The sequence below is a fragment of the Massilia sp. S19_KUP03_FR1 genome (genome assembly GCF_036688685.1).
Taxonomy (GTDB): Bacteria; Pseudomonadota; Gammaproteobacteria; order Burkholderiales; family Burkholderiaceae_D; genus JALYUM01.
Genome location: NZ_JAQQPS010000010.1, coordinates 35,585 through 61,676 on the forward strand (window position 1 = coordinate 35,585; position 26,092 = coordinate 61,676).

Genomic DNA, 26,092 nt, shown 5'->3' on the forward strand with positions numbered 1-26,092 from the left:
AAATTTTAACTTGGAAAGTTTAAAAAGAATTCTTTCGGTTTGGTTCGGCAGATTGCAAGTCATTGATTTTAAAGGATTCGTGTTTTGCCTGCACAACGGGCATCTTGTTGAAACCCGCCTGAGGCCAGCGTTTGGGGCTGTCAAGGGTGGTTTTATCCACAAAGTTATCCACACGGTCTGTGGATATTTCAAAAAGTCCTTTAAATACCGGCACTTAGCTTGAGCAATATCAAGTCGAGTTCGCCATGAATGTGATGGCGCGCCGGCGTCTTGCCGTGGTCCTTTCGCCGGCGATACAAATTAAGCTTGCGGTTCGCAACTGGATAAATGTACAGTTGTTCGTCTCCACCGTCCAAAGTGTGCCATGCCTGCCGTTGTGCCCGATATTGCCCTTCCTTCCACCAGCGATGATCCGTTCGCCGGCCTGAACGCCGAGCAGCGCGCTGCCGTCGAGCACGATATTGACTGCGCACCCGGCGCGGCGCGACCGCTGCTGGTCATTGCCGGCGCCGGTTCCGGCAAGACCAACACGCTGGCACACCGCGTGGCGCGCCTGATCACGCACGGCGCCGATCCCCAGCGCATGTTGCTGCTGACCTTTTCGCGCCGCGCTGCCAATGAAATGACGCAACGTGCCGGGAATGTGTTGCACCGCATCCTCGGCCGCTCCAGCGCGCAGGCGCCCATTACCCTGCCGTGGGCCGGCACCTTCCATAGCATCGGTGCGCGCCTGTTGCGCGAGTACGCCGGGCGCATCGGGCTCGACGAAGCCTTCACCATCCACGACCGCGGCGACTCGGAAGATTTGATGGGCATGGTGCGCCACGACATTGGCCTGACGCAGACCGAAAAACGGTTTCCATTGAAAGGCACCTGCCTCGCGATCTATTCACGCGTCGTCAACAGCCAGCAGCCCCTGGACCTGGTGTTGCAGAGTACCTTCCCATGGTGCAGCGAGTGGGAGGCGCAACTCAAAACCCTGTTTGGCGCGTATGTCGATGCCAAGGCGGAACAGAACGTGCTCGACTACGACGACCTGCTGCTGTTCTGGTCTGACATGGCATCCGATCCCGAACTGGGGCCCGAGCTCGGCAATCTGTTCGACCATGTGCTGGTCGACGAATACCAGGACACGAATAAATTGCAGGCCGCCATCCTGATTGGTATGAAGCCGACCGGGCAGGGCGTGATGGTGGTCGGCGACGATGCCCAGTCGATTTACTCGTTCCGCGGCGCCACGGTGCGCAACATCCTCGATTTTCCCAGGCAGTTCAGCCAGCCGGCGTGCCAGATCACGCTGGACCGCAATTACCGCTCTACGCAACCGATACTGGACGCCTCGAATGCGGTGATTGCCGGCGCGCGCGAACGTCATGCCAAAACCCTGTGGACCGACAAGGTATCGAATGCCTTGCCCCAGCTGGTGTTGATTCCCGACGAAGCCGAACAGGCGCGCTGGGTCTGCAATCGCATCCTCGAACACCGCGAAGCCGGCATGACCCTGAAGTCGCAGGCGGTGCTGTTCCGGGCAGCCAGCCACAGTGCCGCGCTGGAGCTGGAGCTGATGCGCCGAAATATCCCGTTCGTCAAATTCGGCGGACTGAAATTCCTCGAGGCATCGCATATCAAGGATGTGCTGGCGGTGCTGCGCTTCGCCCAGAATCCGGCCGGCCGCCTGGCTGGCTTTCGCGTTGCACAGCTGATTCCCGGCATCGGTCCGGCCACGGCAAGCCGCCTGCTGGACGCGGTCGGGCAGAGTGCCGAGCCGGTGGCGGCGCTGGCCGCCTTCACCGCACCCACCAAAAGCCTGGCCGACTGGCAGGCCTTCGTGGCGCTGTACCGCGCCTTGCGGGCGCCGGGCCTGCGCTGGCCGGCCGATATCGAACTGGTCAAAAGCTGGTATGTGCCGCACCTGGAACGCATGCACGACGACGCGCAGGTGCGCATCGCCGACATCGAACAATTGGTACAACTGGCTGGCGGCCATGGCTCGCGCGAAACCTTCCTCGCTGAAATCACGCTCGACCCGCCCGAGGCGACCAGCGACCGGGCCGGCCCGCCGTTGCTGGACGAAGATTATCTGATCCTGTCGACCATTCACTCGTCCAAGGGGCAGGAGTGGAAGTCGGTGCACGTGCTCAATGTCGTCGACGGCTGCATTCCCTCCGATATGGCCACCGGCCACGCCGACGACATCGAAGAAGAGCGGCGCCTGTTATATGTGGCCATGACGCGCGCCAAAGAACACTTGCACCTGGTCGTGCCGAACCGGTTTTTCATCAAACAGCAGGCCCAGATGGGCGACCGCCACGTGTACGCAGCCCGAACGCGTTTCGTCACGCCGGCCATGCTGAAGCATTTCGAGGAATGTGTTTGGGTCAACGCCGAGACGGCGCACAGCCGCAAGCCGATGCCCGACAGCGTTCGCATGCTGGTGCGCGACCGGGCCCGCAATGCCTGGAAATAAGTTGATCGGGGGCGACAAGTAACATGTCGGCAGATGGATGCTTTTTGCCGACTTATCCCCCATGTCACGAAATTGTAGGAATTTTCCTCACCGCTGATGGAAGTTCAAACATGTGCTCGCCAAGTCATTGATTTTATTGAGGTAAATATTTGCCTCTGGAACGGGCAATGTGTTGAAACCCGCATTCTGTCTGCCTTGGCGGCTTGTCAAGAGGGGTTTATCCACATAGTTATCCACAAATGCTGTGGATAGACTAGGAATGTCCGTGAAATCAGATACTTACGATCACTATATTGCTGTTCAGGCGGCTTTGCTGAGGCGATTCAGCTGTGCCAGAAAGCGCTCGGCGGCCACGCCCGGCGTCCACGGTTCCCACGCAGTACCGCCATACAATGGCACCAGCGGGTCCTCGGCGACGATGGGGGCCGTGATTTTCAGGGTTCTGCGCACTTCCTCGCGCGACCAGCCGGCCACGTGCACCGCTTCGCTGGCGGCAGCCTGGCGGTCGGCCTTCTTGTGCAGCGCATGTTCGCGCGTGGTCCACGATGGCAGGGCATAGCGCAGGAACACGGCTTGTTCCAGGCGTGCGGTCAGGTCGCGGAAGCCGTCGCCGAGGAAAGGTTTGATGACGGACAGCGCATCGAAGCCGAGCAAGCCTTCTTCGGCGTCGTGCAGCAGTTCGCGCAATTCCACCAGCGGCGCCAGCGGCGCTTTGGCCGCGGCGCGGCGCAGCAACATGACGCTGATCGAATGCTGCGCGACCGACAACGGCAGCGGCCAGGCGGAGTGGCCGCCCCAGCGGTAGGTGCGCGCCAGGCCCAGCGCCAGGTCGGCATCGTCCCAGTCGAACGGGGTCGGGTTGAGCAAGTCGAGGCGCTTGCCTGAAGGCATGCGGACCCAGGCGCGGACGTCCTGGCTCATGCGGGGGAATCGATGTGGGTCATGTGGCAATTTTACACAGCGCCGGCCTTTCCAAGCGGTTGATTGATTCGCGCCTGGCCGAGCGGGGGCCAGCGTGTCCTTACCGCGCGTGCCGCGCCAGCCACCCGTCGATCTCCGGCAAGCGCTCCTGGCGTACCTTGATCCGGTCCTTGATCTCCGCCACCGCCGTCTGCGCATCGCCGCGCGAACCTTCGGTCAGGTTGGCTGCTGCGTACTGCTGCACCTTCGCTACCATGGCCGGATCGCCCGACGACGTCGCCAGCGACGGGAAAAAGCGCGAGCGCGAACTTTCGTCGATGCGCGTGTTCATCTTGGCGATATTGGCCAGCGCGAAATCGAAGGCCAGTTCCGGCGCATGTTGCGCTACCTGCCGCACCATCGCGGCGCTGTTGGTGGCGCCCGGCTCGTCGGTCAGCGCCAGTTCCAGCGCACGCTCCGACAAGCCCTTGTCCTCGACCGATGCCAGCAGCATGTACAGCTGATCCTTCACCATCGGCGTTTTTTCGGCTTTGGCGGCGGCGCGCAGGGCGGCCCAGCCGGCGACATCGTTATTGCGTGCGACCACCGCCAGTACCGGCTGGCGCAAGGCGGCCGGCACCGAGCCCGGTTCGCGCTGCAGCGCGAGGTAACGGCGCTGCGCTTCACCCAGGGTGGGCGCATGCTGGAAGGCGCCGAGCGCTTCGATCAGGTCGGCGCGCAGCGAGGCCACGGTTTGCGCTTCGCCACTGTCGGCATCCCAGCCGATGCGCGCCAGCACCGGCGCCAGGCGCGCGATGGCGTAGTTGTCGAAGCGCTGGCGGCGCGGGCTGTCCGTGCCATACAGCGCGTGAATTTGCATGAAGACGTCGGTCAGTTTGGCCAGCACTTGCGGGTCGGCGCGCTCCGGCGTGCCGGCGGCCAGGTCGAGCAGGTTGTCGATCGGCGCCAGGCCGGCCAGGCCGAGCGCCCAGCTGTCCGACAGCAGACCGAGTTGATCGACCGGCGCGAGGGCGCCGAATTGCACCGACAGCGCATCGAAGGCCTGCGGTGAATACAGCGTGCGGTAGTAGCCGTTCTGGCCGGCGTTGACCACCAGCGCGCCACAACCGGGCACGCTGAGCGTGGCCTGGCCTTTGGTGACGACGGTGCGGGCCTGTTTGGCGCTGCCCAGCGTCTGCGCCACCACCGGCACCTGCCAGGTCAAGGGTTTGCGGCTTGGCTGGTCGCGGCTGTATTCGCCCTGCGTCAGCAACACCACGCTCTCGCCGTTGGTGCAGACGGGCGCACCTACGCGCACCAGCGGCACCCCCGGTTGCAGCGTAAAGTCGTGGGCGATGCCCTTGACCGGTTTGCCGGCGGCCTTTTCGATGCTCGCCCACAGGTCATCGGAGACGGTATTGCCGTATTTATGCTTGCGCATGTAGGCGCGCACGCCGTCGCGCCAGGCGGTTTCACCGACGTAGTTTTCGAGCATGCGGATCACCGACTCGCCCTTCTGGTAAGTGATATCGTCGAAGGCCTGGCTGGCCTGTTCGACCGTATCGATACGCTGAACCACCGGATGGGTGGTGACCATCGCGTCGCGCAGCATGGCGCGGTCGTGCACCGAGACCACGTTCAGGGCGGTATTCCATTCCGGGTGCAGGCGCGTCATCATGCGGTTTTCCATCCACGACGCGAAACCCTCGTTGAGCCACAGGTCGTCCCACCACGCCATGGTGACCAGGTCGCCGAACCACTGGTGCGCCATTTCGTGCGCCACGGTGGCAAAGGCTTCCTGGCGGTCTTGCTGGGTCGAGATGGCGGGGTCGAGCAGCATCGCGTATTCGAACGTGAAAATCGCACCCCAGTTTTCCATCGCGCCGAAGAACTGGCTGCGTCCGGGCGCGGCGACGTTGTCCAGTTTCGGCAGCGGGTAGCGCACGCCAAAGTAATCGTTGTATTCCTTCAGGATGGCGGCCGATTCGTTCAGCACAAACGCGGCCTGGCCGGTGCCGCCGCGGCGCGTGACCACGCCCAGCTCCGTCCCTTCCGCCATTTTTGTGACGCGCTCGAAATCGCCCAGGCCAAAAAACAGCAGGTAGGTCGACATCTTCGGCGATTGCGCGAACACCACGCGCGTGCGCCCGTCCGACAGCAGCGTCCGGCGCACGATCGGCATGTTGCTGACCGCCGCATCGCTTGCGGGCACGTCGGCCGACAACGCGAACGTGGCCTTGTAGAACGGCTCGTCCCAGGACGGAATCATGCGGCGCGCGTCGGAGTTTTCGAACTGCGTGTACAGCGCCCGCTTTTTGCCGTCCTTGGTCGCGTAGTCGAGCGAGAACAGGCCGGCGGCCTGCGTGCCGATCACGCCGGTGTAGTCGAGAGCCAGCTTGTAGCGGCCTGGCGCCAGTCTGCGGGCGAACGTGAAGCTTGCGGTTTGCGCCGCGGCGTCGACGCTGGTGCGGGCGTCCTGCGCCTTGCCGCCGGCCGCTGCCAGCGTCGCGCGCGTGAACGCCAGGTCGGCGGCATTGAGCGTGATCGCGTCGGTCGGCGCAATGATATCGAGCGTGATCGTCACCTTGCCGGCGAAGGTGCCGGCGACGGCATCGGGGGCGATCACGACCTCGTAATGGCGCGGCACGGCGCTGCGCGGCAGCTGGGTGGTGACCATGGGCGCGACTGGCCGGGGCGCCGCGTGGACGGGCAGGGCGCAGGCAGCGGCGAGGGCGAGGACGGCGGTGGCGATCAGGCGGCGTTGCATGGCGATCTTTCGAGTGAGGCAAACCCGCCCAATCTACGGGCTGCGCGCGTGCGTGTCAAATGCCGGTCCAAGCGGCGAAACGGGATATCATGTTTACCAATAAAACCAGGCCGGGAGGAGACACCATGAAGCTCTACATCAGCACCTTTGCACCGAATCCACGCCGTGTCACCATGTTCATCGCCGAAAAAGGCATCACCGGCATCGAGCCGGTCATGATCGACCTGAACACTGGCGAGCACCGCAGTGCAGCCTACCTGGCCAAGAACCCGATGGGGCGCGTGCCGGCGCTCGAACTCGACGACGGTCGCGTGCTGTCCGAAACGCGCGCCATCTGCACCTACCTGGAGGGGCTGTATCCGGAACCGAATCTGATGGGCGTCGATTTCGAGGAGCGCGCCTTCATCGAAATGGCCGACCGCCGCATCGAGTTGCACCTGCTGCTCGGCGTTGCCAACTGGGTGCGTCACACCCACCCGGGCCTGGCCGCGCTGGAGCAGCCGCAGTTTCCCGAGTATGGCGCAGCGCAGGCAGACAAGATGCGCGAGACCGCGCGCTGGCTCGACGCGCAACTGGCGCAGCAGCCGTTCATTGCCGGCGAGCGTTTCACGGTGGCTGACATCACGGCCTACTGCGGCCTCGAGTTCGGGCGCGGGCTGATGAAGTTTCGTCCGGGTGCGGAAGGCATGCCGCATTTGCAGGCCTGGCGCGACCGGATCGCCGAGCGTCCGACTGCCGGCAGGACGTGAGCGCCGATCTGCGCAAACGCCTGACGTTCTGGGGCGCCGACGAACACGACGACAGCCTGGTGCGCAGCGTCATCGCCGGGCACAAGACGGTGACGGCCGACACGGTCGACGCATACTACCAGCCATACGGCCAGTACGGCGACGGCAGCTACGCCGCGGGCGACCAAATCGCCGTCTACGATTTGCAGCAGCGCCTGCGCTGCATCATCAAGGCGACGATAGTCGAACGCATCCGGTTCGGCGCTATTCCGGAGGCGGTCTGGCGGGGTGAAACGTTCGCCAGTGCCGCAGCGTTCCAGCGCTGCCACATCGACTGCCTGCCGCACCTGGACCTGCATGACGATGTCGAATTCATCGCCCTGCATTTCACTTTGCTGGAAGTCATCCTCTCTTGAATGGCACGCCGCGCGAAACGCATTGATTGCTCAGCGCTTCTGTGCCAGCATCGCGGCCAGCAACCAGCTCAACCTAGTATCCTTGGCGTGCCACGCTACGACCTGCTGCTCGTCGCCGCGCTGGCGATCCAGTTTGGGATGCTCCGGGCCGGCCTGGAAACGTGGGATGAACGCAAAGCGGTGTGCCTGTTCCACGTCGTTGGCTTCGCGCTCGAAGCGTTCAAGGCGCGGCGGAGTGAAGTCGTCACGCCACCCGCTTGTACCAGTTCCGCTGGGCCCCGATGGCCTGGTAGCAGTGGGCATGCGCGTCGCCAGGCAGCAGCTGGCCGTCGATCGCCAGCACGCCGAAGCGCGCCAGGCTGTCGTGGAACAGGCCCAGTGCGCGCTGGCGCATGGCAGGGCCGAGGGTGGGCAGGATGCTGCTGCAGACGATGGCCTGGAATTCATTGAACGACGCATCCGTCACCAGGCTGTAGTGAAACCAGACGATGCGCGCGCGCAGCTGGGCGCGCAGCTGGGCGCGCAGGCGCGCGCGGCCATCGGCGAACTCGAAAAATTCCGCCAGGTTGCCGCTGCCGCCACCTTGCCGGTACAGGTGGTGCCACTGCACCACCGCGTGCTCCGGCACGGTCGCCTCGCGCATTTCCAGCAGCCGTGCTTCGTCGGCGACGGTGGCATAGATCTCGGCGCGCGCATCGAGCTGCTGCTCGGCCAGCACGATGGCCAGCGCCCACGCTTCCGTGGCAGCCCCGCATTCGGCCAGCCAGATTTTGGGAAGGGGCGAGGCATGCAGGCTGGCCGCCAGCACGCTGCGCAGTTCGCGCACGAAGGCGGGGTCGTCGAACGGCCCCTCGGGTTCGACCGCGAGCGCGCGCAGCAGCTGCTGCGCTACCCCGTCGCTGTGCAGCACCTGTTCCTGCAGCGCCGACACGGTGCCCAGCGCGCGCGCTTCCATCAGCACGCGCAGCTTGCGCGCGATCGTCGCCTGGTCGTGGGCGCGGTAGTCGTGCCCGAAGCGCTGGAACACGGCTTCCAGCAACAACGCCGTTTCCAGCGCGGCGATATTGGCCTGCTCCGCGGGTGCGTGCATCAATGCCGCCATCAGTTCAGCCAAACCCGCATCAGCGACAACAACTGCGCCACGTCGACCGGTTTGGTGATGTAGTCCGACGCGCCGGCGGCGATGCACTTGTCGCGGTCGCCCTTCATCGCCTTTGCGGTCAGGGTGATGATCGGCAGCGACTTGAATTTGGGGATGCGCCGGATCGCGCGCATGGTGTCGTAGCCATCCATCTCCGGCATCATGATGTCCATCAGGACGATCTCGATGCCGGGATCCTTTTCAAGTACCTCGATGCCGTCGCGGCCGTTTTCGGCGAATGACACCTGCATCTGCTGGCGCTCGAGCAGCGACGACAGCGCGAAGATGTTGCGCAAATCGTCGTCGACGATCAGCACTTTGCGGCCCGCCAGGCCGCCGTCGAGGACGTGGATCTCCTCGAGCATCTTGCGCTGCAGTTCCGGCAGCGATGCATGTGAGCGGTGCAGGAACAGGGCTGTCTCGTCGAGCAGGCGCTCGGGCGAACGGGCATCCTTGATGACGATGGTTTTCGCGTAGCGTTTGAGTTTGGTGACTTCTTTCTTGCTCAGTTCCTGCGCCGTGTAGATCACGATCGGCAGGTCGCGCAAGGCTGGCTCCTTGCCGATCTGGTCGAGCAGGTCGAAACCGGAAATGTCGGGCAGGGTCAGGTCCAGCACCATGCAATCGAAATGGCCCTGCTGCAACGCGGCCAGGGCCGATTTGCCGTCTTCGACCGCGACGATGCGCAGGTCGGCGTCGCCGATCAGGGCCACGATGGCGTCGCGCTGGGCCGCTTCATCGTCCACGATCAGCAGGCTGCGTTTGCCTTTCAACAGGAATTTCTGGATGCGGGTGAAGTTTTCTTCCAGCGCTTCCTGGTCGACCGGCTTGTTGATGTAGGAAATCGCACCCTGGCGCAGCGCGCGTTCGCGCTCGCGCAGGCTGGACATGACGTGCACCGGGATATGGCGCGTGCTCGGGTCGCGTTTCAGGCGATCGAGTACCGTGAAACCGTCGATGTCGGGCAGGTCGATATCGAGCAAAATCGCCGACGGCAGGTAATCGCGCGCCAGCGACAAGGCCGAGTCGCCGCGGTGAGTGACGATCGCCTTGAAGTTTTTCTCGCGCGCGAATTCGAGCAGCACTTGCGCAAACCGCTCGTCGTCCTCGACGATCAGCACCGACGGGTCGCCTGGTGTGGCCAGGCTGCGGTCGTCCAACATCGATCCGTATTCAACCATGCCGGGGCCGCCCGCATCGAACGATTCCGGCGCAGAGGGCGCCTGCGCATATTGCACCTGCACCGGCATGGGCGGCGCCAGGCGCGCCGGCTGCGGCTGGCGCGCCTGTTCATAGTTCACGAAACCGGCCCGGTTGTAGGGCAGGAACAGGGTGAAGGTGGAGCCGCTGTTGACGACCGACTCGACGCGGATTTCGCCGCCCAGCAAACGCGCCAGTTCGCGCGAAATCGACAGGCCCAGGCCGGTGCCGCCGTACTTGCGCGCGGTTGAGCCGTCGGCCTGCTGGAATGCTTCGAAAATCAGTTGCAGCTTGTCGCCCGGGATGCCGACGCCGGTATCGTTGACAGAGAAGGCCAGCACCGCGTCCGCATGCAGCAGATTCGGGTGGTCGCTCGACCAGCCGCTGGTGACCAGGCTGATCGTCAGGGCCACCTGGCCATGGCTGGTGAATTTGAACGCGTTCGACAGCAGGTTTTTCAGCACCTGCTGCAGGCGCGTGGTGTCGGTCATGACGGCGGTCGGCAGGTTCTCCGACAGATCCACCGTGAAGCCCAGGTGCTTGGCTTCGGCCATGTGGCGGAAGGTGCGGTCGACGTAGTTGCGCAGGTTCGAGAAGCGGTATTCCGACACGTCCAGCGTGACGGTGCCGGACTCGATTTTGGACAGGTCGAGAATATCGTTGATCAGCGTGAGCAGGTCGGAGCCGGAGCCGTGGATGGTCTTTGCAAACTCCACCTGCTTGCCGGACAAATTGCCTTCCGGGTTATCGGAAAGCTGCTGCGCCAGGATCAGCAGCGAATTCAAGGGCGTGCGCAGTTCGTGCGACATGTTCGCCAAAAACTCGGACTTGTATTTGGACGACAGGGCCAGCTGGGTCGCCTTTTCTTCCAGCGCTAATTTTGCCTGCTCCACTTCGCGGTTCTTGCGTTCCACCTCGATGTTCTGCTCGGACAGCAGGCGCGCTTTTTCGGCCAGCTCCTGGTTGGTTTGCTGCAGTTCCTGCGCCAGCGATTGCGATTGCGTCAGGAGCGACTCGGTGCGGCTGTTCGCCTCGATGGTGTTGAGCACGACGCCGATCGATTCCATCAGCTGGTCGAGGAAGGAGAGGTGGGTTTCGGTGAAGCGATCGAGCGAGGCGATTTCAATCACGGCTTTCACTTGCTGCTCGAACAGGATCGGCAGCACCACGATATTGGTCGGCGGTGCCGAACCGAGGCCGGACGAGACGGCGATGTAATCGCGCGGCACGTCGGTCAGCCAGATGCGGTTTTTTTCGAGCGCGCACTGGCCCACCAGGCCTTCGCCGGGCAGGAACGAGGTAGGCAGCTTGCGGCTGGAACGGTAGCCGTAGCTGGCGATCATGCGCAGGCGCGCTTCGTCGTCCTGCGAGTCCATCATGTAGAACACGCCATGGTGGGCTGACACCAGCGGCGCCAGTTCGGAGAGAATCAGCCGGGTTACCGCCTGCAAGTCGCGCTGGCCCTGCAGCAGGCGGGTGAAGCGCGCGAGGTTGGTTTTCAGCCAGTCCTGCTGCGCATTCTTCTGCGTTGTTTCCTTCAGGTTGCGGATCATCTCGTTGATGTTGTCCTTCAGGTAGGACACTTCGCCGCGCGCCTCCACCTGGATGGACCGCGACAAGTCGCCGCGCGTCACGGCGGTGGCCACTTCACCGATCGCGCGCATCTGGTTGGTAAGATTGGCGGCCAGCTGATTCACGTTCTCCGTCAAATCCTTCCAGGTGCCGGCCACGCCGGACACGTTGGCCTGGCCACCGAGCTTGCCCTCGGTGCCGACCTCGCGCGCCACCCGCGTCACTTCCGACGCGAACGACGACAGCTGGTCGACCATCACGTTGATGGTGTCCTTCAGTTCCAGGATCTCGCCCTTGACGTCGACCGTGATCTTTTTCGACAGGTCGCCGCGCGCCACGGCGGTGGTCACCGCCGCGATGTTACGCACCTGGCCCGTCAAATTCGACGCCATGAAGTTGACGTTATCCGTCAAATCCTTCCAGGTGCCGCCCACGCCCGGCACGTAGGCCTGGCCACCGAGCTTGCCCTCGGTGCCAACCTCGCGCGCCACCCGCGTCACTTCCGACGCGAACGACGACAACTGGTCGACCATCACGTTGATGGTGTTTTTCAGCTCGAGAATCTCGCCCTTCACGTCGACCGTGATCTTTTTCGACAGGTCGCCGTTGGCCACCGCCGTGGTGACGTCGGCGATGTTGCGCACCTGGCCGGTGAGGTTGCCGGCCATCGAGTTCACGCCGTCCGTTAAATCTTTCCAGGTACCTGCGACGCCGGGCACGTTGGCCTGACCACCGAGCTTGCCTTCGGTGCCCACCTCGCGCGCCACGCGCGTCACTTCCGAGGCAAACGAGTTCAATTGGTCGACCATCACGTTGATGGTGTTTTTCAGTTCCAGGATCTCGCCCTTCACGTCGACCGTGATTTTCTTGGACAGGTCGCCGTTCGCCACCGCGGTGGTGACGTCGGCGATGTTGCGCACCTGGCCGGTCAGGTTGCCCGCCATCGAGTTGACCGAGTCGGTCAAATCTTTCCAGGTGCCGGCCACGCCTTTCACCTGGGCCTGGCCGCCCAGTTTGCCCTCGGTGCCGACCTCGCGCGCCACGCGCGTCACTTCCGACGAAAACGACGACAACTGGTCGACCATCACGTTGATGGTGTTTTTCAATTCGAGAATCTCGCCCTTCACGTCCACCGTGATCTTTTTCGACAGGTCGCCGTTGGCCACCGCGGTGGTCACGGTGGCGATGTTGCGCACCTGGCCGGTCAGGTTCGACGCCATGAAGTTCACGTTATCAGTCAAATCCTTCCACGTGCCGCCCACGCCTGGTACGTATGCCTGGCCACCGAGCTTGCCTTCGGTGCCCACTTCGCGCGCCACGCGCGTCACCTCGGAGGCGAAGGAGCGCAGCTGATCGACCATCACGTTGATGGTGTCCTTCAACTGGAGGATCTCGCCGCGCACGTCGACCGTGATTTTCTTGGACAGGTCGCCATTCGCCACGGCAGTGGTCACTTCGGCGATGTTACGCACCTGCGAGGTCAGGTTGCCCGCCATCGAGTTGACCGAGTCGGTCAAATCCTTCCAGGTGCCGGCCACGCCTTTCACCTGCGCCTGGCCGCCCAGTTTGCCCTCGGTGCCGACCTCGCGCGCCACGCGCGTGACTTCCGACGAAAACGAGGACAGCTGTTCGACCATGGTGTTGGCGGTGGTGGCCGCGCGCAGGTACTGGCCTTTCAAAGGATGGCCGTCGACTTCGAGCGCCATGGTTTGCGACAGGTCGCCCTTCGCCACCGCGCCGATGACGCGCGCCATCTCCGTGGTCGGGCGCACCAGGTCGTCGATCAGGGTGTTCACCGCGCTGAAGATGGTGGCCCAGCCGCCCACCACGCCCGGCACCGACGCGCGCTGGGTCAGGCGGCCTTCACGGCCAACCACGCGCGACACGTCGGTGATCGCGGTGACCATTTTTTCCTTGGTCTCGATGATCTCGTTGAGGGTATCGGCGATTTTGCCGGGTACGCCGGTCCAGTCGGACGGCATGCGCGCCGAAAAGTCGCCTTTTTTCAGCGCCATCAGCGTCGCCAGCAGCAGCTTGGCGTCGAGCTGGTCGGGCATATCGGTCATCGTATTCATGGCATCGGTCCTTTGGGGGGCAGGGGCGTGCGCCGGCGCTGACACGCGGTCACAGCCAAGGTAAAACGGGGTCGTGTGAAACGATACACTTGTCCACAATCAAGTCAAGTCGGCGGCGTGAAGCGCGGGCGCGATCAGACCGGAAGATTAACTGAAAAGATCTTGCTGAGACGCACGATTCGGTGCGGTGGCGGGAGGCGGGGAGAGTGGAAAAAAGAAGGGGGCGCAGCAGGCTGCGCCCCTTGATCGCGGGATTATTCGAGCAGGTCGCTGTCGCTGAGCGTTCCCTTGACGTAGAGCTTGACCAGGATCGCCACCGGCGTCGGGATCAGCATGCCGGTTTCGAAGCGGCTCCCGCTCGACTGGGTTACACCAAACCGGCTCCAGAATTTTTCCTGGCTCTCGCGCTTGCGGACGCGAAAAGCCTTCAAGTCAAAAGATGGCGCGACTGAATGAAGCATACTGTGACTGGAGGTACTCGCGCCCTGGACATACATGTCACTGCTGAGATCGTTTGGCATTATTTATTCCCTGAAGAACTAGTGGAAAAGACAGTATTCCACCGGCCTGTGGCCGGCGCACCTGTCAACTATACGAGCTTGTTTAATCGCCCATTCTGCATATTTTCATACATTGATGGTAAAAGGCAAGCGGTAACTTTTTGGCTAGTTAAATGTAACATTCGGTTTCCCGGGCTACAAGGGTTGGCCCTACCGTTTTGGCGGTAAAAATAGTATGCTGTGGCGCCCACACCACTGTCCCTTTCGATGCCATCTCCCGTCACGCCCGGCCTGCTGATTTTGCATGGTAACCAGATGGAACTGTTGCGCGCCGCCGTGTTCGACTGGCTCGGCCGCCATCCGCTTGGGGCCCTGGAGCAGGAAACCATCCTGGTGCAATCGAATGGCGTGGCCGAGTGGCTGAAAATCGCGCTGGCCGAAGAGTTGACAGTGTGCGCCGCCACCCAGGTCGCGCTGCCCGCGCGTTTCCTGTGGCAAGCCTATCGCAGCATGCTGGGGCGCGAGCATGTGCCGCCCCGCTCCCCGTTCGACAAGGGACCACTGACGTGGCGCCTGATGCGCATGCTGCCCGCCTTGCTGGCGCAGGACACGTTCGCGCCGCTGCGCCATTTTCTGGGCGATGGCTGCCCGGAGCGCCGGCTGCAACTGGCCGAGCGGCTGGCCGACCTGTTCGATCAGTACCAGGTGTACCGCGCCGACTGGCTGCTCGACTGGGCGGCGGGCCAGAACATCCTGCGCCGGCCCGGCGGCGAGCCGGTGAAACTGGCGCTGGACCAGTGCTGGCAGGCCCAGCTCTGGCGCGAGGTGAACGCCAGCCTGCCCGACGAAAAACGCTTTTCCAGCCGGGCTGGCATCCACCAGCTGTTCCTCGACGCCGTCGCGCGTGGCGACGCGCCCAAGGCCCGCTTGCCGCGCCGCGTGGTGCTGTTCGGGATGTCCGCCTTGCCCTACCAGACCTTGCAGGCGGTGGCCGCGCTGGCGCGCTACACGCAGGTGGTGATGGCCGTGCCGAATCCCTGCCAGTTTTATTGGGGCGACATCATCGAGGGCCGCGAGCTGTTAAAAGCCGTGCACCGGCGCCAGCAGCCGAGGAACGGCGCCAGCCTCTCCGAGATGCCGATCGAAGACCTGCACGCGCACAGCCATCCGCTGCTGGCCAGCTGGGGCCGGCAAGGGCGCGACTTCATCCGCATGCTCGACGAATTCGACGCGGCCGCCGCCAGCCATACCGAGGCCGATGGTGTCACCAGCCTGCGCATCGATTTGTTTTCCAGCGAAGAAGGTGACACGCTGCTGTCGCAGGTGCAGGCGGCCGTACGCGATCTGCTGCCGCTGGCCGATCACCCGCACGTGGCGCCCGATCCGCTTGACCGCTCCATCGAATTCCACGTCGCCCACAGCACCCAGCGCGAAGTCGAGGTGCTGCATGACCAGCTGCTGTCGTGGTTCGGCCAGGATCCGGACCTGCGCCCGCGCGACATCGTTGTTATGGTGCCGGACATCGATACCTTTTCGGCCGCCATCCACGCCGTGTTCGACCAGCACCGCCGGCATGACGCCCGCTTCATTCCGTTCGAGATCGGCGACGTCAAGGACCGCAGCGTCAACCCGCTGCTGGTGGCCCTGGAGTGGCTGTTGCGCCTGCCGCAGCAGCGCTGCCGCCAGAGCGAAGTGCGCGACCTGCTCGACGTGCCGGCCGTGGCCGCGCGCTTCGGCCTTGCGCTGGACGACCTGCCCACGCTGGGCCGCTGGATCGACGGCGCCGGCGTGCGCTGGGGTCTCGATCAATCGCACCGCGCCGGCCTGGGCCTCGGGTCGGCCGGCGAACAGAATGCCTGGATCTTCGGGGTGCGCCGGATGCTGCTCGGTTACGCGAGCGGCCTGGGGGCGAACTTCCGCGACATCGAGCCCTACGCTGAAGTAGGCGGGCTCGATGCCGCGCTGGCGGGGTCGCTGGCGCAGCTGGTCGAGGCGCTGCTGCACTGGCGCGCCGCGCTGGCCGTCGAGCGCACGCCGGCCGAATGGGGAGAGCAGGCGCGGCTGCTGCTGGCGGCAATGTTCAAAGCTGACGAGGAAGAAGACCGCATCACGCTGGCGCAGTTGACCGAGGCGCTTCAATCCTGGCTGGAGATTTGCGAGGCGGCCGATTTTACCGAAAAGGTGCCGCTGGCGGTGCTGCGCGAAGCGTGGCTGGGCGGCTTGGACGAGCCGACCCTGAACCACCAGTTTGTCTCCGGCGGCGTGACCTTCTGCACCCTGATGCCGATGCGCGCGGTGCCGTTCAAGGTGGTCTGCCTGCTGGGCATGAACGATGGCGACTTCCCGCGCCGCGCGCCGAAAGCCGATTTTGATTTGCTGGCGCTGCCCGGCATGGCGCGTCCGGGCGACCGTTCGCGCCGCGACGACGACCGCTACCTGATGCTCGAGGCCTTGCTGGCCGCGCGCGCCAGGCTGTATGTCAGCTGGACCGGGCGCAATGTGCGCGACAACAGCGAGCAGCCGGCGTCGGTGCTGGTCTCGCAGCTGCGCGACTATCTCGCCGCCGGCTGGGACCTCGATCTCGCACAACGCACGACCGAACACGCGCTGCAGCCGTTCAGCCGGATTTATTTCGAAGCGGGCGGCCTGCTGACCTACGCCGGTGAATGGCGTGCCGCCCACGCCGGCGCGACGCAAGCGGTGGCCGAGGTGTTGCCGCCCTACGAACTGGAGCCGGACTTCCGCCTGAAACTGAACGAGCTGGCCAGTTTCCTGCGCCAGCCAGCGCGCTACTTTTTCCGGCGCCGCCTGGGTGTCGCGTTCGAAGAACCGGATACGCTCGGCGACGACGAGGAAAAATTTTCCATCAATGCGCTCGAGCGCTACCAGCTGGAAGACGCGCTGCTCGACGATGCCGGTACGCCCGAGGCGCTCGATGACGTGCGCGCGACGCTGCACGCACGCGCGGAAAAACTGGGCCGCGAAGGCGCGCTGCCGATTGGCCTGATCGGCCAGCAGTGGCAGCACCAGCTGGTCGAAGCGCTGGTGCCGGTGCGCCAAGCCTGGCTGACGCTGGTGGCGCGCTTTCCGCAGGCGGCGCCGAAGCTGGCGCTGAGCCTGTCCGTGGGGCCGCTGCAGCTGGACGACTGGATCGACCACGTGCGCCAGGGGCCGGGCGGCGTGGCCTGCCTGGCGCAGATCTCGTCGAAAGTACTCGACCGCGAGGGCAATCCGCGCGGCGACAAGCTGATCGCGCCGTTCCTGCGCCAACTGGCCGCCGCGGCTGCCGGATCGCCCATACAGGGCTTCCTGGTGGCGCGCGACGCGATCGTGACGATGGCCCCGCTCGAACCGGCCATGGCGAAGGCGGCGCTGGAGCAGGTGGTCGGCGCCTGGCGCGCCAACCTCGACGCCCCCCTCGCCGTCGCCTGTAAAACCGCACTTGCCCAACTTGCACAGGGCGATCCGCGCACAGTCTACGACGGCGGCTATGAGATCGACGGCGAAGTGGCCGATCCGTGCCTGGCGCGCCTGTGGCCAACCTTTGCGGCGCTGGTGGGCGCAGGCAACTGGGACGCCACGGTCGAGGCAAGCTATGGTCCTCTGGCGCAGTGGATGGCACATTTCGTGGTTGCGACGCCGCTGGAGGAAGCAGCATGAGCCAGCACCTCGACGCCCGCACTTTCCCTCTGTTCGGCTCGCGCCTGATCGAAGCGTCGGCCGGTACCGGCAAAACCTGGACCATCGCCGCGCTGTACCTGCGCCTGGTGCTCGGCCACGGCGCCGAGAACGCCTTTGCGCGCCCGTTGCTGCCGTCCGAAATCCTGGTCATGACGTTCACGCGCGCGGCCACGCGCGAGCTGTCGAACCGCGTGCGCGAACGGCTGGTGCAGGCCGCTGCCTTCTTCCGCGCCGAGAGCGGGTCCAACGACCCCTACCTGCAGGACCTGGCCGACAGTTACACCGACCCGCAGGCCCGCAGCGCTGCCGCGCACCGTTTGCAACTGGCGGCGGAAACGATGGACGAGGCGGCCATTTTCACCATCGACGCCTGGTGCCAGCGCATGCTGCGCGAGCACGCCTTCGATTCCGGCAGCCTGTTCGACGAAGAACTGGTCAGCGACGAACGCAGCCTGTTCGAAGACGCGGCCCACGATTACTGGCGCCAGCAAGTCTATCCACTGAACCGCGCGGCGCTCGACGTGTTGCTCGCGTGCTGGAACGATGTCGAGGTCCTGAAAGACGGCGTGCGCACACTGTTGCGCCATGTCGAACGGTTCGATGTCGCGCCGGACGAATCGCTGGCCGCGCTGATCTACCGGGTCCAGCGCAGCCAGCTCGCCGAGCTGACCCGCCTGAAAGACGGCTGGCTCGAACGCGCCAACGCCATGGAGCAGTGGATCGCCGGCCAGCGTGGCATCAATCCAAAGTGCTTCAACGGGAACAAGCTGCGCGCTTATTCGCTCGTCAAATGGTTCGACGCGCTGCGCGCCTGGGCGCTTGACCCGGCGCTGCACATGCCGGACCTGCCTGAAAACGCCTGGAAAAGACTCACACCCGACGGCCTGGAAGACACATTTGCAAAAGGTTTTACGGCCGTCGTTCCCGCATACTTCGAACATACCGACGGCTTGCAGGCGGCGCTGGCGCAAATCGAGCCGCTGGCGCACGCACTGGTGCGCCACGCCACGGTGCAGATCAGCGCGCGCATCGCGGCACTCAAGGCCGGCAAGCACCAGTTCGGGTTTGCCGATATGCTCAATCGCTTGAAATTTGCCTTGTTAGGCGCCAACGGCGCCGCCCTGCGCGCGCGCATCGCCACCCAGTATCCGATTGCGATGGTCGACGAATTCCAGGACACCTCGCCCGATCAGTACCAGATCTTCAACCTGCTGTACGAGGTCGGCGCCAACGATCCGGGCCACGGCCTGTTTTTGATCGGCGACCCGAAGCAATCGATCTACGGCTTTCGCGGCGCCGACATCAACAGCTACCTGGCCGCGCGCACGGCCACCACCGGACGCCACTATCAGCTCGGCACCAATTACCGTTCCACGACCGCGCTGGTGCAGGCCGTGAATCGCCTGTTCATGCATGCGGAAAACGGTTACGCCAGCGCTGCCTTCCGCTTCAAGAAAGGCGACCTCAATCCGCTGCCGTTCACCGAAGTGGCGGCGCAGGGCAAGTCGGCGCAGCTGGTCGGCGTCGACGGTCCCTACCAGGCGCTGGCAATCGCCGCGACCGACCGCGACGACATGAAAGCGGACGACTACCGCAGCTTCTTCGCGCACCACTGCGCCGAGCACATCGTCGGGCTGCTCAACGATGAGCGGGTCGGTTTCTCCGACGGTACAACATTCAAGCGCCTGGTGCCGGCCGATATCGCCATCCTGGTGCGCGACCGGCGCGAGGCCGCGGCCATCCGCTCCGCCCTGGCAGTGCGCCGGGTGCCGAGCGTGTACCTGTCGGACCAGGATTCGGTGGTCGACAGCGATGAGGCGGCCGACGTGCTGCGCTGGCTGCACGCGGTGGCTAACCCGCTCGACGGCGCGCTCGCGCGGGCCGCCTTTGCCACCCGCACGGCCGGCCTGGCGCTGGCCGAACTGGCGCGCCTGTCGTCCGACGAAATGGTCTGGGAAACCATCGTCGAACAACTGAAAGCCTTGCACCTGACGTGGCAGCGCCAGGGCGTGCTGGCCATGCTGCGCCGCCTGATCCACGAACTGAAATTGCCGGCCCGCCTGCTGCTCGAAGCGGGTGGCGAGCGGCGCCTGACCAATTTGCTGCACCTGGCCGAACTGCTGCAAACGGCCAGCCGCGAACTCGATGGCGAGCAGGCGCTGATCCGCTGGTTTGCCGAGCAGGTGGCGGGTGTCGGCGAGGGCGGTGACGAGCGTGTGCTGCGCCTGGAGAGCGACGCCGAACTGGTGAAAGTGGTCACCGTGCACAAATCGAAAGGGCTGGAATACCCGCTGGTGTATCTGCCGTTTGCCGTCACCGCGCGCAAGACCGATAAACGCGGAAAAATCTTTTTCGACTACCTCGACGACGACGGCGAGCGCCACATCGACCTGGCCCTGACGGACGTGGCGCGCGACGCTGTCGACCAGGCCCGCATCGAGGAAGACCTGCGCCTGCTGTACGTGGCGCTCACGCGCGCGGCCCATTTTCTGTGGCTGGGCGTGGCGGCCGTGGCCAGCGGCAAAAAGGGTGAAAACCGTTTGCACCATTCCGCCCTGGGCTACCTGCTCACCGGCGGCACGGCAATCGCAGCGGCCGACATGCGCGCACACTGGGAGCGCCTGCGCGACGGACTCGACGCGATTGCGCTGCACGATTTGCCGGCGCCGGACGGCTGCACCATGCTCAGCCGCGTTGAGCAGCGCGCCGACCTGAACGACGCGGCGCGCTTCGAGGGCCAGTTTGAACGCGACTGGTCGGTGGGCTCGTTCACCTCGATTGCCCGCCATGCCAGCGCGCCGCCGATGCGCGCGCAGGAAGAGACCACGCGCGAAGAAGACCCGCAACAGCTGTCCGGCAAGACCGAGGACGCGCCGTGGCACCGCTTCCCGCGCGGCTCCGTGCCCGGCAACTTCCTGCACGACCAGCTCGAGTGGCTGGCGGGTGAGGGCTTTGATTGCATCCTCGACCCCGCCACCGAAACGCGGCTGGCCCAGCGCATCGTGCGCGCCGGCTGGGGCCATCGCCTGGACGATGCGCTGGCATGGCTGCGCGCGCTGGCCACCACCCGGCTGGCGCACATCGACGCCGCGCTGACGGACATCGACCAGCTGCTGCCGGAAATGGAATTCTGGTTTCCCACCGAGCGGCTCGACGTCGGTGCGCTGGACCGCCTGTGCTGCGCGCACCTGCTGGGCGGCATACCGCGCCCCGTACTCCCGCCGCGCAGCCTGCACGGCATGCTGAAAGGTTTCGCCGATCTTGTGTTCGAACATGAAGGGAAGTACTGGGTGCTGGACTACAAATCGAATGCGCTCGGTGCCGGCGACGGCGCCTACACGCACGGCGCGATGGGCGCGGCGATGGCGGCGCACCGCTACGACATCCAGGGCGCGATCTACATGCTTGCGCTGCATCGCTTGCTGCGCAGTCGCCTCGGCGCCGACTACGACCCGGCCGCGCAACTGGGCGGCGCCGTGTTCTTCTTCCTGCGCGGCGTCGCCAATCCCGCCACGCATGGCTGCTATTACCTGGCGCCGGATCGGGCCCTGCTCGATGGCCTCGACGGCCTGCTGGACGGGGAGGCGGCATGACCGAACAGGATCTGTGGGACGAAACCACGCGCCTGACCGAGGATGGCCAGTTGCGCCGCCTGTCGTCCGTCTTCGCGCGCTTCATTGCCACGCTGGGCCATGCACCGTTGCCCGCGCTGCTCGCGTGCGTGCTGCTGTCCGAACTGGAAGGGCGCGGCCACAGTTGCCTGCTGTTGCCCGACCTGGCGCGCGACCCGGCGACGCTGCTCGGCTGGACCGAGCAGCAGTGGCGCGACCTCGCCCATGCCGCCACGCCGCTGCCGAAAACCGCGCGCGCGTGGCACACGTTGCTGGCGTCGTGCGAGCAGGTGTGGCAGGTGGGCGAACTCGATTTCGATCAGCCGCTGGTACTTGACGGCGAGCGCCTGTACCTGCGCCGCTACTGGCGCGACGAGACGCTCGTGGCGCAGGCCATCCGCACGCGCGCGCAGGGCGTGCGCGAACTCGACGTGGCCGCCGTGCACGGCTGGCTGAACAAACTGTTCGGCGCGCCGCAGGGTGTGCCACCGGACTGGCAGAAAGTCGCCTGCGCGGTCGCCCTGCGCGGCGCCGTCGCCATCATCACGGGCGGCCCGGGCACCGGCAAGACCTATACCGTGGCGCGCCTGCTGGCGCTGCTGTTCGCCACCGCGCCGGATGCAGCGCAGCTGCGCATCGCCCTGGCCGCGCCCACCGGCAAGGCGGCGGCGCGCCTGAAACAGTCGATCGACAAGGCGCTGGGCGACCTGGCCGACCGGGTAGCCGGCGAGCTGCCGCTGCGCGAACTGACCAAGCGCATCGGCGCCGCGCGCACCTTGCACAGTTTATTGGGCGCGCGTCCCGACACGCGCAGCTTCGCCCACCACAAGGGCAACCCGCTCGATGTGGATGTGCTGATTGTCGATGAAGCGTCGATGGTGCACCTCGAGATGATGGCGGCACTGCTGGACGCCTTGCCGCCCACGGCCACATTGATCCTGCTGGGCGACAAGGACCAGCTGGCGTCGGTGGAAGCGGGCGCCGTGCTGGGCGACTTGTGCCACGATGCCGAAGCCGGCGCCTACAGCGCGGCCACGCTGGCGTATGCCTTGCAAGCGGCCGGCGAGACGATTCCGGCCTCGTTCGCGGGCGCGGGCGGCGCGCTGGCGCAGCAAACCGTCATGCTGCGCCACAGCCGCCGCTTCGGTGGCCCGATCGGCCAGTTGGCGCTGGCAGTCAATGCGGGGAACGTCGAGGCGACGCACGCGCTGCTGCGCAGCGGCGCGCCCGAGGTACGCTGGATCGAGCACGCCCAGCAGCAGCAGCTGGTGCAGCTGGCGCTGACCGGCTACCAGCCCTATCTCGCGCTGCTGGCGGCGGGCTCCGGCGCTTCGCACGACGACTGGGTGCGCGCGGTCCTGCGCAGCTTCGAGGCGTTTCGCGTGTTGTGCGCCGTGCGCGATGGCGAGTGGGGTGTGGATGGCCTGAACACGGCCATCGAGCAGCGCCTGGTGGCCGCGCGCTTGCTGCGCCGCGACGGCGAGTGGTATGTGGGCAGGCCAGTGATGGTGACCCGCAACGACTACGGCACCGGCGTCTTCAATGGCGATATCGGGCTGACGCTGCCTGATCCGGCGCGCCCGGGTTCGCTGCGCGTGTACTTCCTGGAAGGCGACAAGGTGCGCAGCGTGCTGGCCACGCGCCTGCGCAACGTGGAGACGGCGTACGCGATGACGGTGCATAAATCGCAAGGCTCGGAGTTTGCGCACACGGTGCTGGCGTTGCCGAAAGAGGGCGCTGCGATGCTGGCGCGGGAATTGGTCTACACGGGGATCACGCGGGCGAGCGCGCAATTTACGCTGGTCTCGCCCGGCGCAGAGGTTCTGTCTGAAGCAATCGCGCAGCGCACGCACAGGGCGAGCGGACTGCGCGCGATGCTGGCGGATTGAACCGCCAGCGGGTGGGCTTAGCGGTGCTTGCGATTCTTCTTGACGGCTTTCACATGCTTGCGGGTGGAAACCCGCGCCGCAGACGTCGCCTTGACCGTGCTCGAGGCGCGAATGGCTGGTGCACGCAGGCCGCGCAAACGCGGTGCGCGAATCACCGGCTCGGCGCCGGCGGTGCCGGCCATGAGGCGGCGAATGTTCAGCGCATCCATCACGCGCACCGACGAGGCGCGTGCATTGAGCAGCACCAGCGTCGCAGTCTTGCCGGCGGTGGTGATGCGCATGATCAGGCAGCGGCCCGCTTCTTCGATGTAGCCGGTTTTCGACATGCCGATATCCCAGCCCTTGGCACCCACCAGGCGGTTCGTGTTGTGGTATTCCACGCCGCGCCCGTTGATGTTGATGATGTCTTTCGACTCGGTCGTGATGCGCGTGATTTCCGGGTAGTGCGATGCGGCCATGGCCATTTTGACAAGGTCGGACGCGGTCGAACGGTTGTTCGGCGACAGGCCGGTCGGCTCTTCGATCGAGGTTTGCGTCATTTGCAGCGAAGCGATCTTGTTTTTGACGGCGAATTTGAACGCGCCGATTCCGCCCGGGTAGGTGCGGCCCAGCGAGGCAGCGGCGCGGTTATCCGAGGACATCAGCGCCAGTTGCAGCACATCGCGGCGCGGGATCGAGGCGCCCACCGGCACACGCGAGGTGCTGTGCTTGAGCATGTCGACGTCCTTGCTGTCGATTTCGATTTTCTCGTCCATGTCCTGCTTGGCGTCGAGAATGACCATGGCGGTCATCAGCTTGGTCAGGGAGGCGATCGGGACGATTTCGTTGGCGTTTTTTTCGAGCAGAATTTTACCGGTGCCATCTTCGACGACCAGCACGGATTGCGAGCCGAACGGAACGGCGTAAACAGCGGCGGTCGATAGCGATAGCAGGACGGCGGCGAATAATTTTTTCATTGAATGGCGAATGGGGAAGTGCGGTTGAGGTTCGGGCGCCGAGGTTGGCGGCGGAGCATCAAACTGGCTTGTAGGCAACTACAAGAGAGGGACGATACCAGCAAGCTCAGGCGCTGTCTATGGCGCACAAGATAAAAGCCGGGTGAACTGACCGAAAACCCAATAAAAAAAGCCCTGCATCGCTGCAGGGCCCGTTTAAAGCTGCCAGGTTACCAATGTTGAAGTATTTACTCAGGCGCCGCGCGGCGTTACTGTGGCTGATAGATCTTGTCGAACTCGCCACCATCGTCAAAGTGTTTCTTTTGCGCGGCGCGCCAGCCGCCGAAATACTCGTCCACCGTGAACAGGGTGATCGGCTTGTAATTGGCCGCAAACTGTTTCGTGACCGCAGCCGAACGCACGCGCATGAAGTGCTTCGCGCCAATGGCCTGGCCGGCGTCCGTGTACAGGAAATTCAGGTACGCGGTGGCGGCCTTGCGGTTACCGCGCCGGTCGACCACTTTGTCGACCACGGCCACGGGCGACTCGGCCAGGATCGAGGTCGCTGGATAGACCACTTCGAAATTGTCGCCAAACTCCGCGCGCACCAGGTTCACTTCGTTTTCAAACGTGACCAGCGCATCGCCGATCTGGCGCTGGGTGAAGGTGGTGGTGGCGGCGCGCCCGCCCGCATCGAGCACCGGCACATTCTTGAACATGCGGGTAACCAGGTCGCGCGCCTGTGCTTCGCTGCCGCCTTTTTTCAGGACTGAACCCCAGGCCGCCAGGTAGGTATACCGGCCGTTGCCGGCGGTTTTCGGATTCGGAATGACCACCTTGACGTCCGCCTTGGCCAGGTCGGCCCAGTCACGGATGGCTTTCGGGTTGCCCTTGCGCACCAGGAACACCATGGTCGAATAATACGGCGCCGCATTGTTGGGGAATTTCTTGGCCCAGTCCTTGGCCAGCAGGCCGCGGTCGGCCAGCATGTCGATGTCATTCGCCTGGTTCATCGTTACCACCGACGCTTCCAGGCCATCGGCCACGGCACGCGCCTGCTTGCTCGAGCCGCCGTGTGACTGCTTGATCGTGACATCCTCGCCCGTCGTCTTCTTGTAGCCGGAGATGAAAGCGGGGTTCACTTCCTTGTACAGTTCGCGCGCGACATCGTACGAGACGTTCAGCAGCTCGGTATCGGCGCCATGCGCGGCAGGTAACACGGCGCCGGCGCCGAGCGCCAGGGACAGGGACAACAGGGCACGGCGCAAGGGTCGGGCAGGGGTGGTGATCATGGTGTACTCGCTGGTTCGACTGAGGAAAAGAGTCAGCATACTCTCCAATCTTGTGTCGTTACAGAACGATTCTTTCGTCATATGCTTAGAGATCTCGCCTGCGGCCACCATCTGTCTCTCAGGAAATGAAACTGTGCGGCAGCGAACCCCGCCGGTTTTGTGTATAGTCGTCCCCGGCGCGGCGCAAGCAGGTTTATTTTTTACCGCGATTTACCGCGCTTAACGTTTGTAAATGCGTCCTTGACACACCTAATACTGTTTTTAACCGTTTCGGGATGAAGAAGTCCATGGGTTTCGCTCTTCGAGTTGCCGTTGCCGGCGACGAACAATCAGTCTGTGAGTTGCTGCGCCGCTCGATTGGCGAGGGCTGCGCGCAGGATCACCGCGACCATCCCGAGGTGCTGGAAAATTGGCTGTCCAACAAAACGCCGAACAACGTGCGCAACTGGCTGGGCTCGCCCAGTAATTACATGGTCGTGGCCGACAGCGGCAACGCGCTGCTCGGTGTGGCTTTGCTGAACCAGGCCGGCAAACTGGCGCTGTGCTATGTCGATCCTGGCACCACCCGGCACGGCATCGGCCGCGCCATGCTGGCCGCCGTCGAGACGCAGGCGCGCAGCTGGAATATCAGCAAAGTACATTTGCACAGCCCTGCCAGCGCCGCGGGTTTTTTTGCCCGTCTCGGTTACGCCGACGGTGGCAAGGAAAAAGCCTGCTATGGCCTCGAATGCGACCTGTACTGGAAACCACTGAATACCCAGCCTGGCGACTGCCCGGCTGATTCCCGGGCCCGGTTCTGCAACTGCAAGGCATAATAATTGCCGTATTGACAGCCAATTTACGCAGATTCGTTGGTGAACACGGCTGTTTCACGGCATGCTTTGCGTTATAGTTAGCGCCTTCCAGAACCCACGTCGA

The 26,092-nt window shown here is 64.5% G+C and carries 15 protein-coding genes; 7 read left to right on the forward strand and 8 right to left on the reverse strand.

The annotated features are described in order from the left end of the window. Positions 1 to 19 precede the first annotated feature (19 nt). On the reverse strand, positions 20 to 160 hold the full coding sequence (locus V6M87_RS12575) for a hypothetical protein (RefSeq protein ID WP_332876977.1): 141 nt from the start codon (positions 158 to 160) through the stop codon (positions 20 to 22). A 204-nt stretch (positions 161 to 364) separates the two neighbouring features. Here V6M87_RS12575 and V6M87_RS12580 point away from each other — a divergent pair, with 204 nt between their 5' ends. Further along, positions 365 to 2,467: an ATP-dependent helicase gene (locus tag V6M87_RS12580; protein ID WP_332876978.1), complete on the forward strand. Its 2,103-nt coding sequence runs from the start codon at positions 365 to 367 to the stop codon at positions 2,465 to 2,467. Positions 2,468 to 2,767: 300 nt separating this feature from the next. Here V6M87_RS12580 and V6M87_RS12585 read toward each other — a convergent pair whose 3' ends face one another. Beyond that, positions 2,768 to 3,388 (reverse strand): phosphohydrolase, encoded by a 621-nt coding sequence (locus tag V6M87_RS12585; protein ID WP_332876979.1) that lies wholly within the window; start codon positions 3,386 to 3,388, stop codon positions 2,768 to 2,770. Between the two features lie 100 nt (positions 3,389 to 3,488). Then, positions 3,489 to 6,134 carry a M1 family metallopeptidase gene (locus V6M87_RS12590; protein ID WP_332876980.1) on the reverse strand — a complete coding sequence of 882 codons (2,646 nt, stop codon included), beginning with the start codon at positions 6,132 to 6,134 and terminating at the stop codon, positions 3,489 to 3,491. A 125-nt stretch (positions 6,135 to 6,259) separates the two neighbouring features. On the opposite strand from V6M87_RS12590, the gene V6M87_RS12595 reads away from it, so the two are divergent. Beyond that, positions 6,260 to 6,883, forward strand: a complete 624-nt coding sequence (locus V6M87_RS12595) for a glutathione S-transferase family protein (RefSeq protein WP_332876981.1) — start codon at positions 6,260 to 6,262, stop codon at positions 6,881 to 6,883. After that, positions 6,880 to 7,278 carry an ASCH domain-containing protein gene (locus V6M87_RS12600; protein ID WP_332876982.1) on the forward strand — a complete coding sequence of 133 codons (399 nt, stop codon included), beginning with the start codon at positions 6,880 to 6,882 and terminating at the stop codon, positions 7,276 to 7,278. The genes V6M87_RS12595 and V6M87_RS12600 overlap by 4 nt, the downstream gene beginning before the upstream one ends. A gap of 244 nt (positions 7,279 to 7,522) precedes the next feature. Here V6M87_RS12600 and V6M87_RS12605 read toward each other — a convergent pair whose 3' ends face one another. The 3 genes from V6M87_RS12605 to V6M87_RS12615 form a co-directional block, all read right to left on the reverse strand. Further along, positions 7,523 to 8,368, reverse strand: coding sequence for a CheR family methyltransferase (locus V6M87_RS12605; RefSeq protein ID WP_332876983.1), 846 nt, complete (start codon positions 8,366 to 8,368; stop codon positions 7,523 to 7,525). A gap of 11 nt (positions 8,369 to 8,379) precedes the next feature. After that, the gene (locus tag V6M87_RS12610; RefSeq protein ID WP_332876984.1) at positions 8,380 to 13,266 is read right to left on the reverse strand and encodes a response regulator; all 4,887 of its coding nucleotides are present in this window, start codon (positions 13,264 to 13,266) and stop codon (positions 8,380 to 8,382) included. Between the two features lie 254 nt (positions 13,267 to 13,520). After that, on the reverse strand, positions 13,521 to 13,727 hold the full coding sequence (locus tag V6M87_RS12615) for a helix-turn-helix transcriptional regulator (RefSeq protein WP_332877125.1): 207 nt from the start codon (positions 13,725 to 13,727) through the stop codon (positions 13,521 to 13,523). A 306-nt stretch (positions 13,728 to 14,033) separates the two neighbouring features. Here V6M87_RS12615 and recC point away from each other — a divergent pair, with 306 nt between their 5' ends. From recC to recD, 3 genes are read left to right on the forward strand one after another with little or no spacing between them, the layout of a single operon-like run. Further along, the gene (recC, locus tag V6M87_RS12620) at positions 14,034 to 17,426 is read left to right on the forward strand and encodes an exodeoxyribonuclease V subunit gamma (RefSeq protein ID WP_332876985.1); all 3,393 of its coding nucleotides are present in this window, start codon (positions 14,034 to 14,036) and stop codon (positions 17,424 to 17,426) included. Continuing rightward, on the forward strand, positions 17,423 to 21,040 hold the full coding sequence (recB, locus tag V6M87_RS12625; RefSeq protein ID WP_332876986.1) for an exodeoxyribonuclease V subunit beta: 3,618 nt from the start codon (positions 17,423 to 17,425) through the stop codon (positions 21,038 to 21,040). Before recC ends, recB begins: the two co-directional genes overlap by 4 nt. Further along, positions 21,037 to 22,947 carry an exodeoxyribonuclease V subunit alpha gene (recD, locus tag V6M87_RS12630; protein ID WP_332876987.1) on the forward strand — a complete coding sequence of 637 codons (1,911 nt, stop codon included), beginning with the start codon at positions 21,037 to 21,039 and terminating at the stop codon, positions 22,945 to 22,947. The genes recB and recD overlap by 4 nt, the downstream gene beginning before the upstream one ends. A 17-nt stretch (positions 22,948 to 22,964) precedes the next feature. Here the strand turns inward: recD and V6M87_RS12635 are convergent, their stop codons facing one another. Beyond that, positions 22,965 to 23,903 carry a serine hydrolase gene (locus tag V6M87_RS12635; protein ID WP_332876988.1) on the reverse strand — a complete coding sequence of 313 codons (939 nt, stop codon included), beginning with the start codon at positions 23,901 to 23,903 and terminating at the stop codon, positions 22,965 to 22,967. 248 nt (positions 23,904 to 24,151) lie between these two features. Then, positions 24,152 to 25,174, reverse strand: a complete 1,023-nt coding sequence (locus V6M87_RS12640; RefSeq protein WP_332877126.1) for a sulfate ABC transporter substrate-binding protein — start codon at positions 25,172 to 25,174, stop codon at positions 24,152 to 24,154. Positions 25,175 to 25,461: 287 nt separating this feature from the next. Here V6M87_RS12640 and V6M87_RS12645 point away from each other — a divergent pair, with 287 nt between their 5' ends. Continuing rightward, positions 25,462 to 25,989 carry a GNAT family N-acetyltransferase gene (locus tag V6M87_RS12645; protein ID WP_332876989.1) on the forward strand — a complete coding sequence of 176 codons (528 nt, stop codon included), beginning with the start codon at positions 25,462 to 25,464 and terminating at the stop codon, positions 25,987 to 25,989. Positions 25,990 to 26,092: the final 103 nt, after the last annotated feature.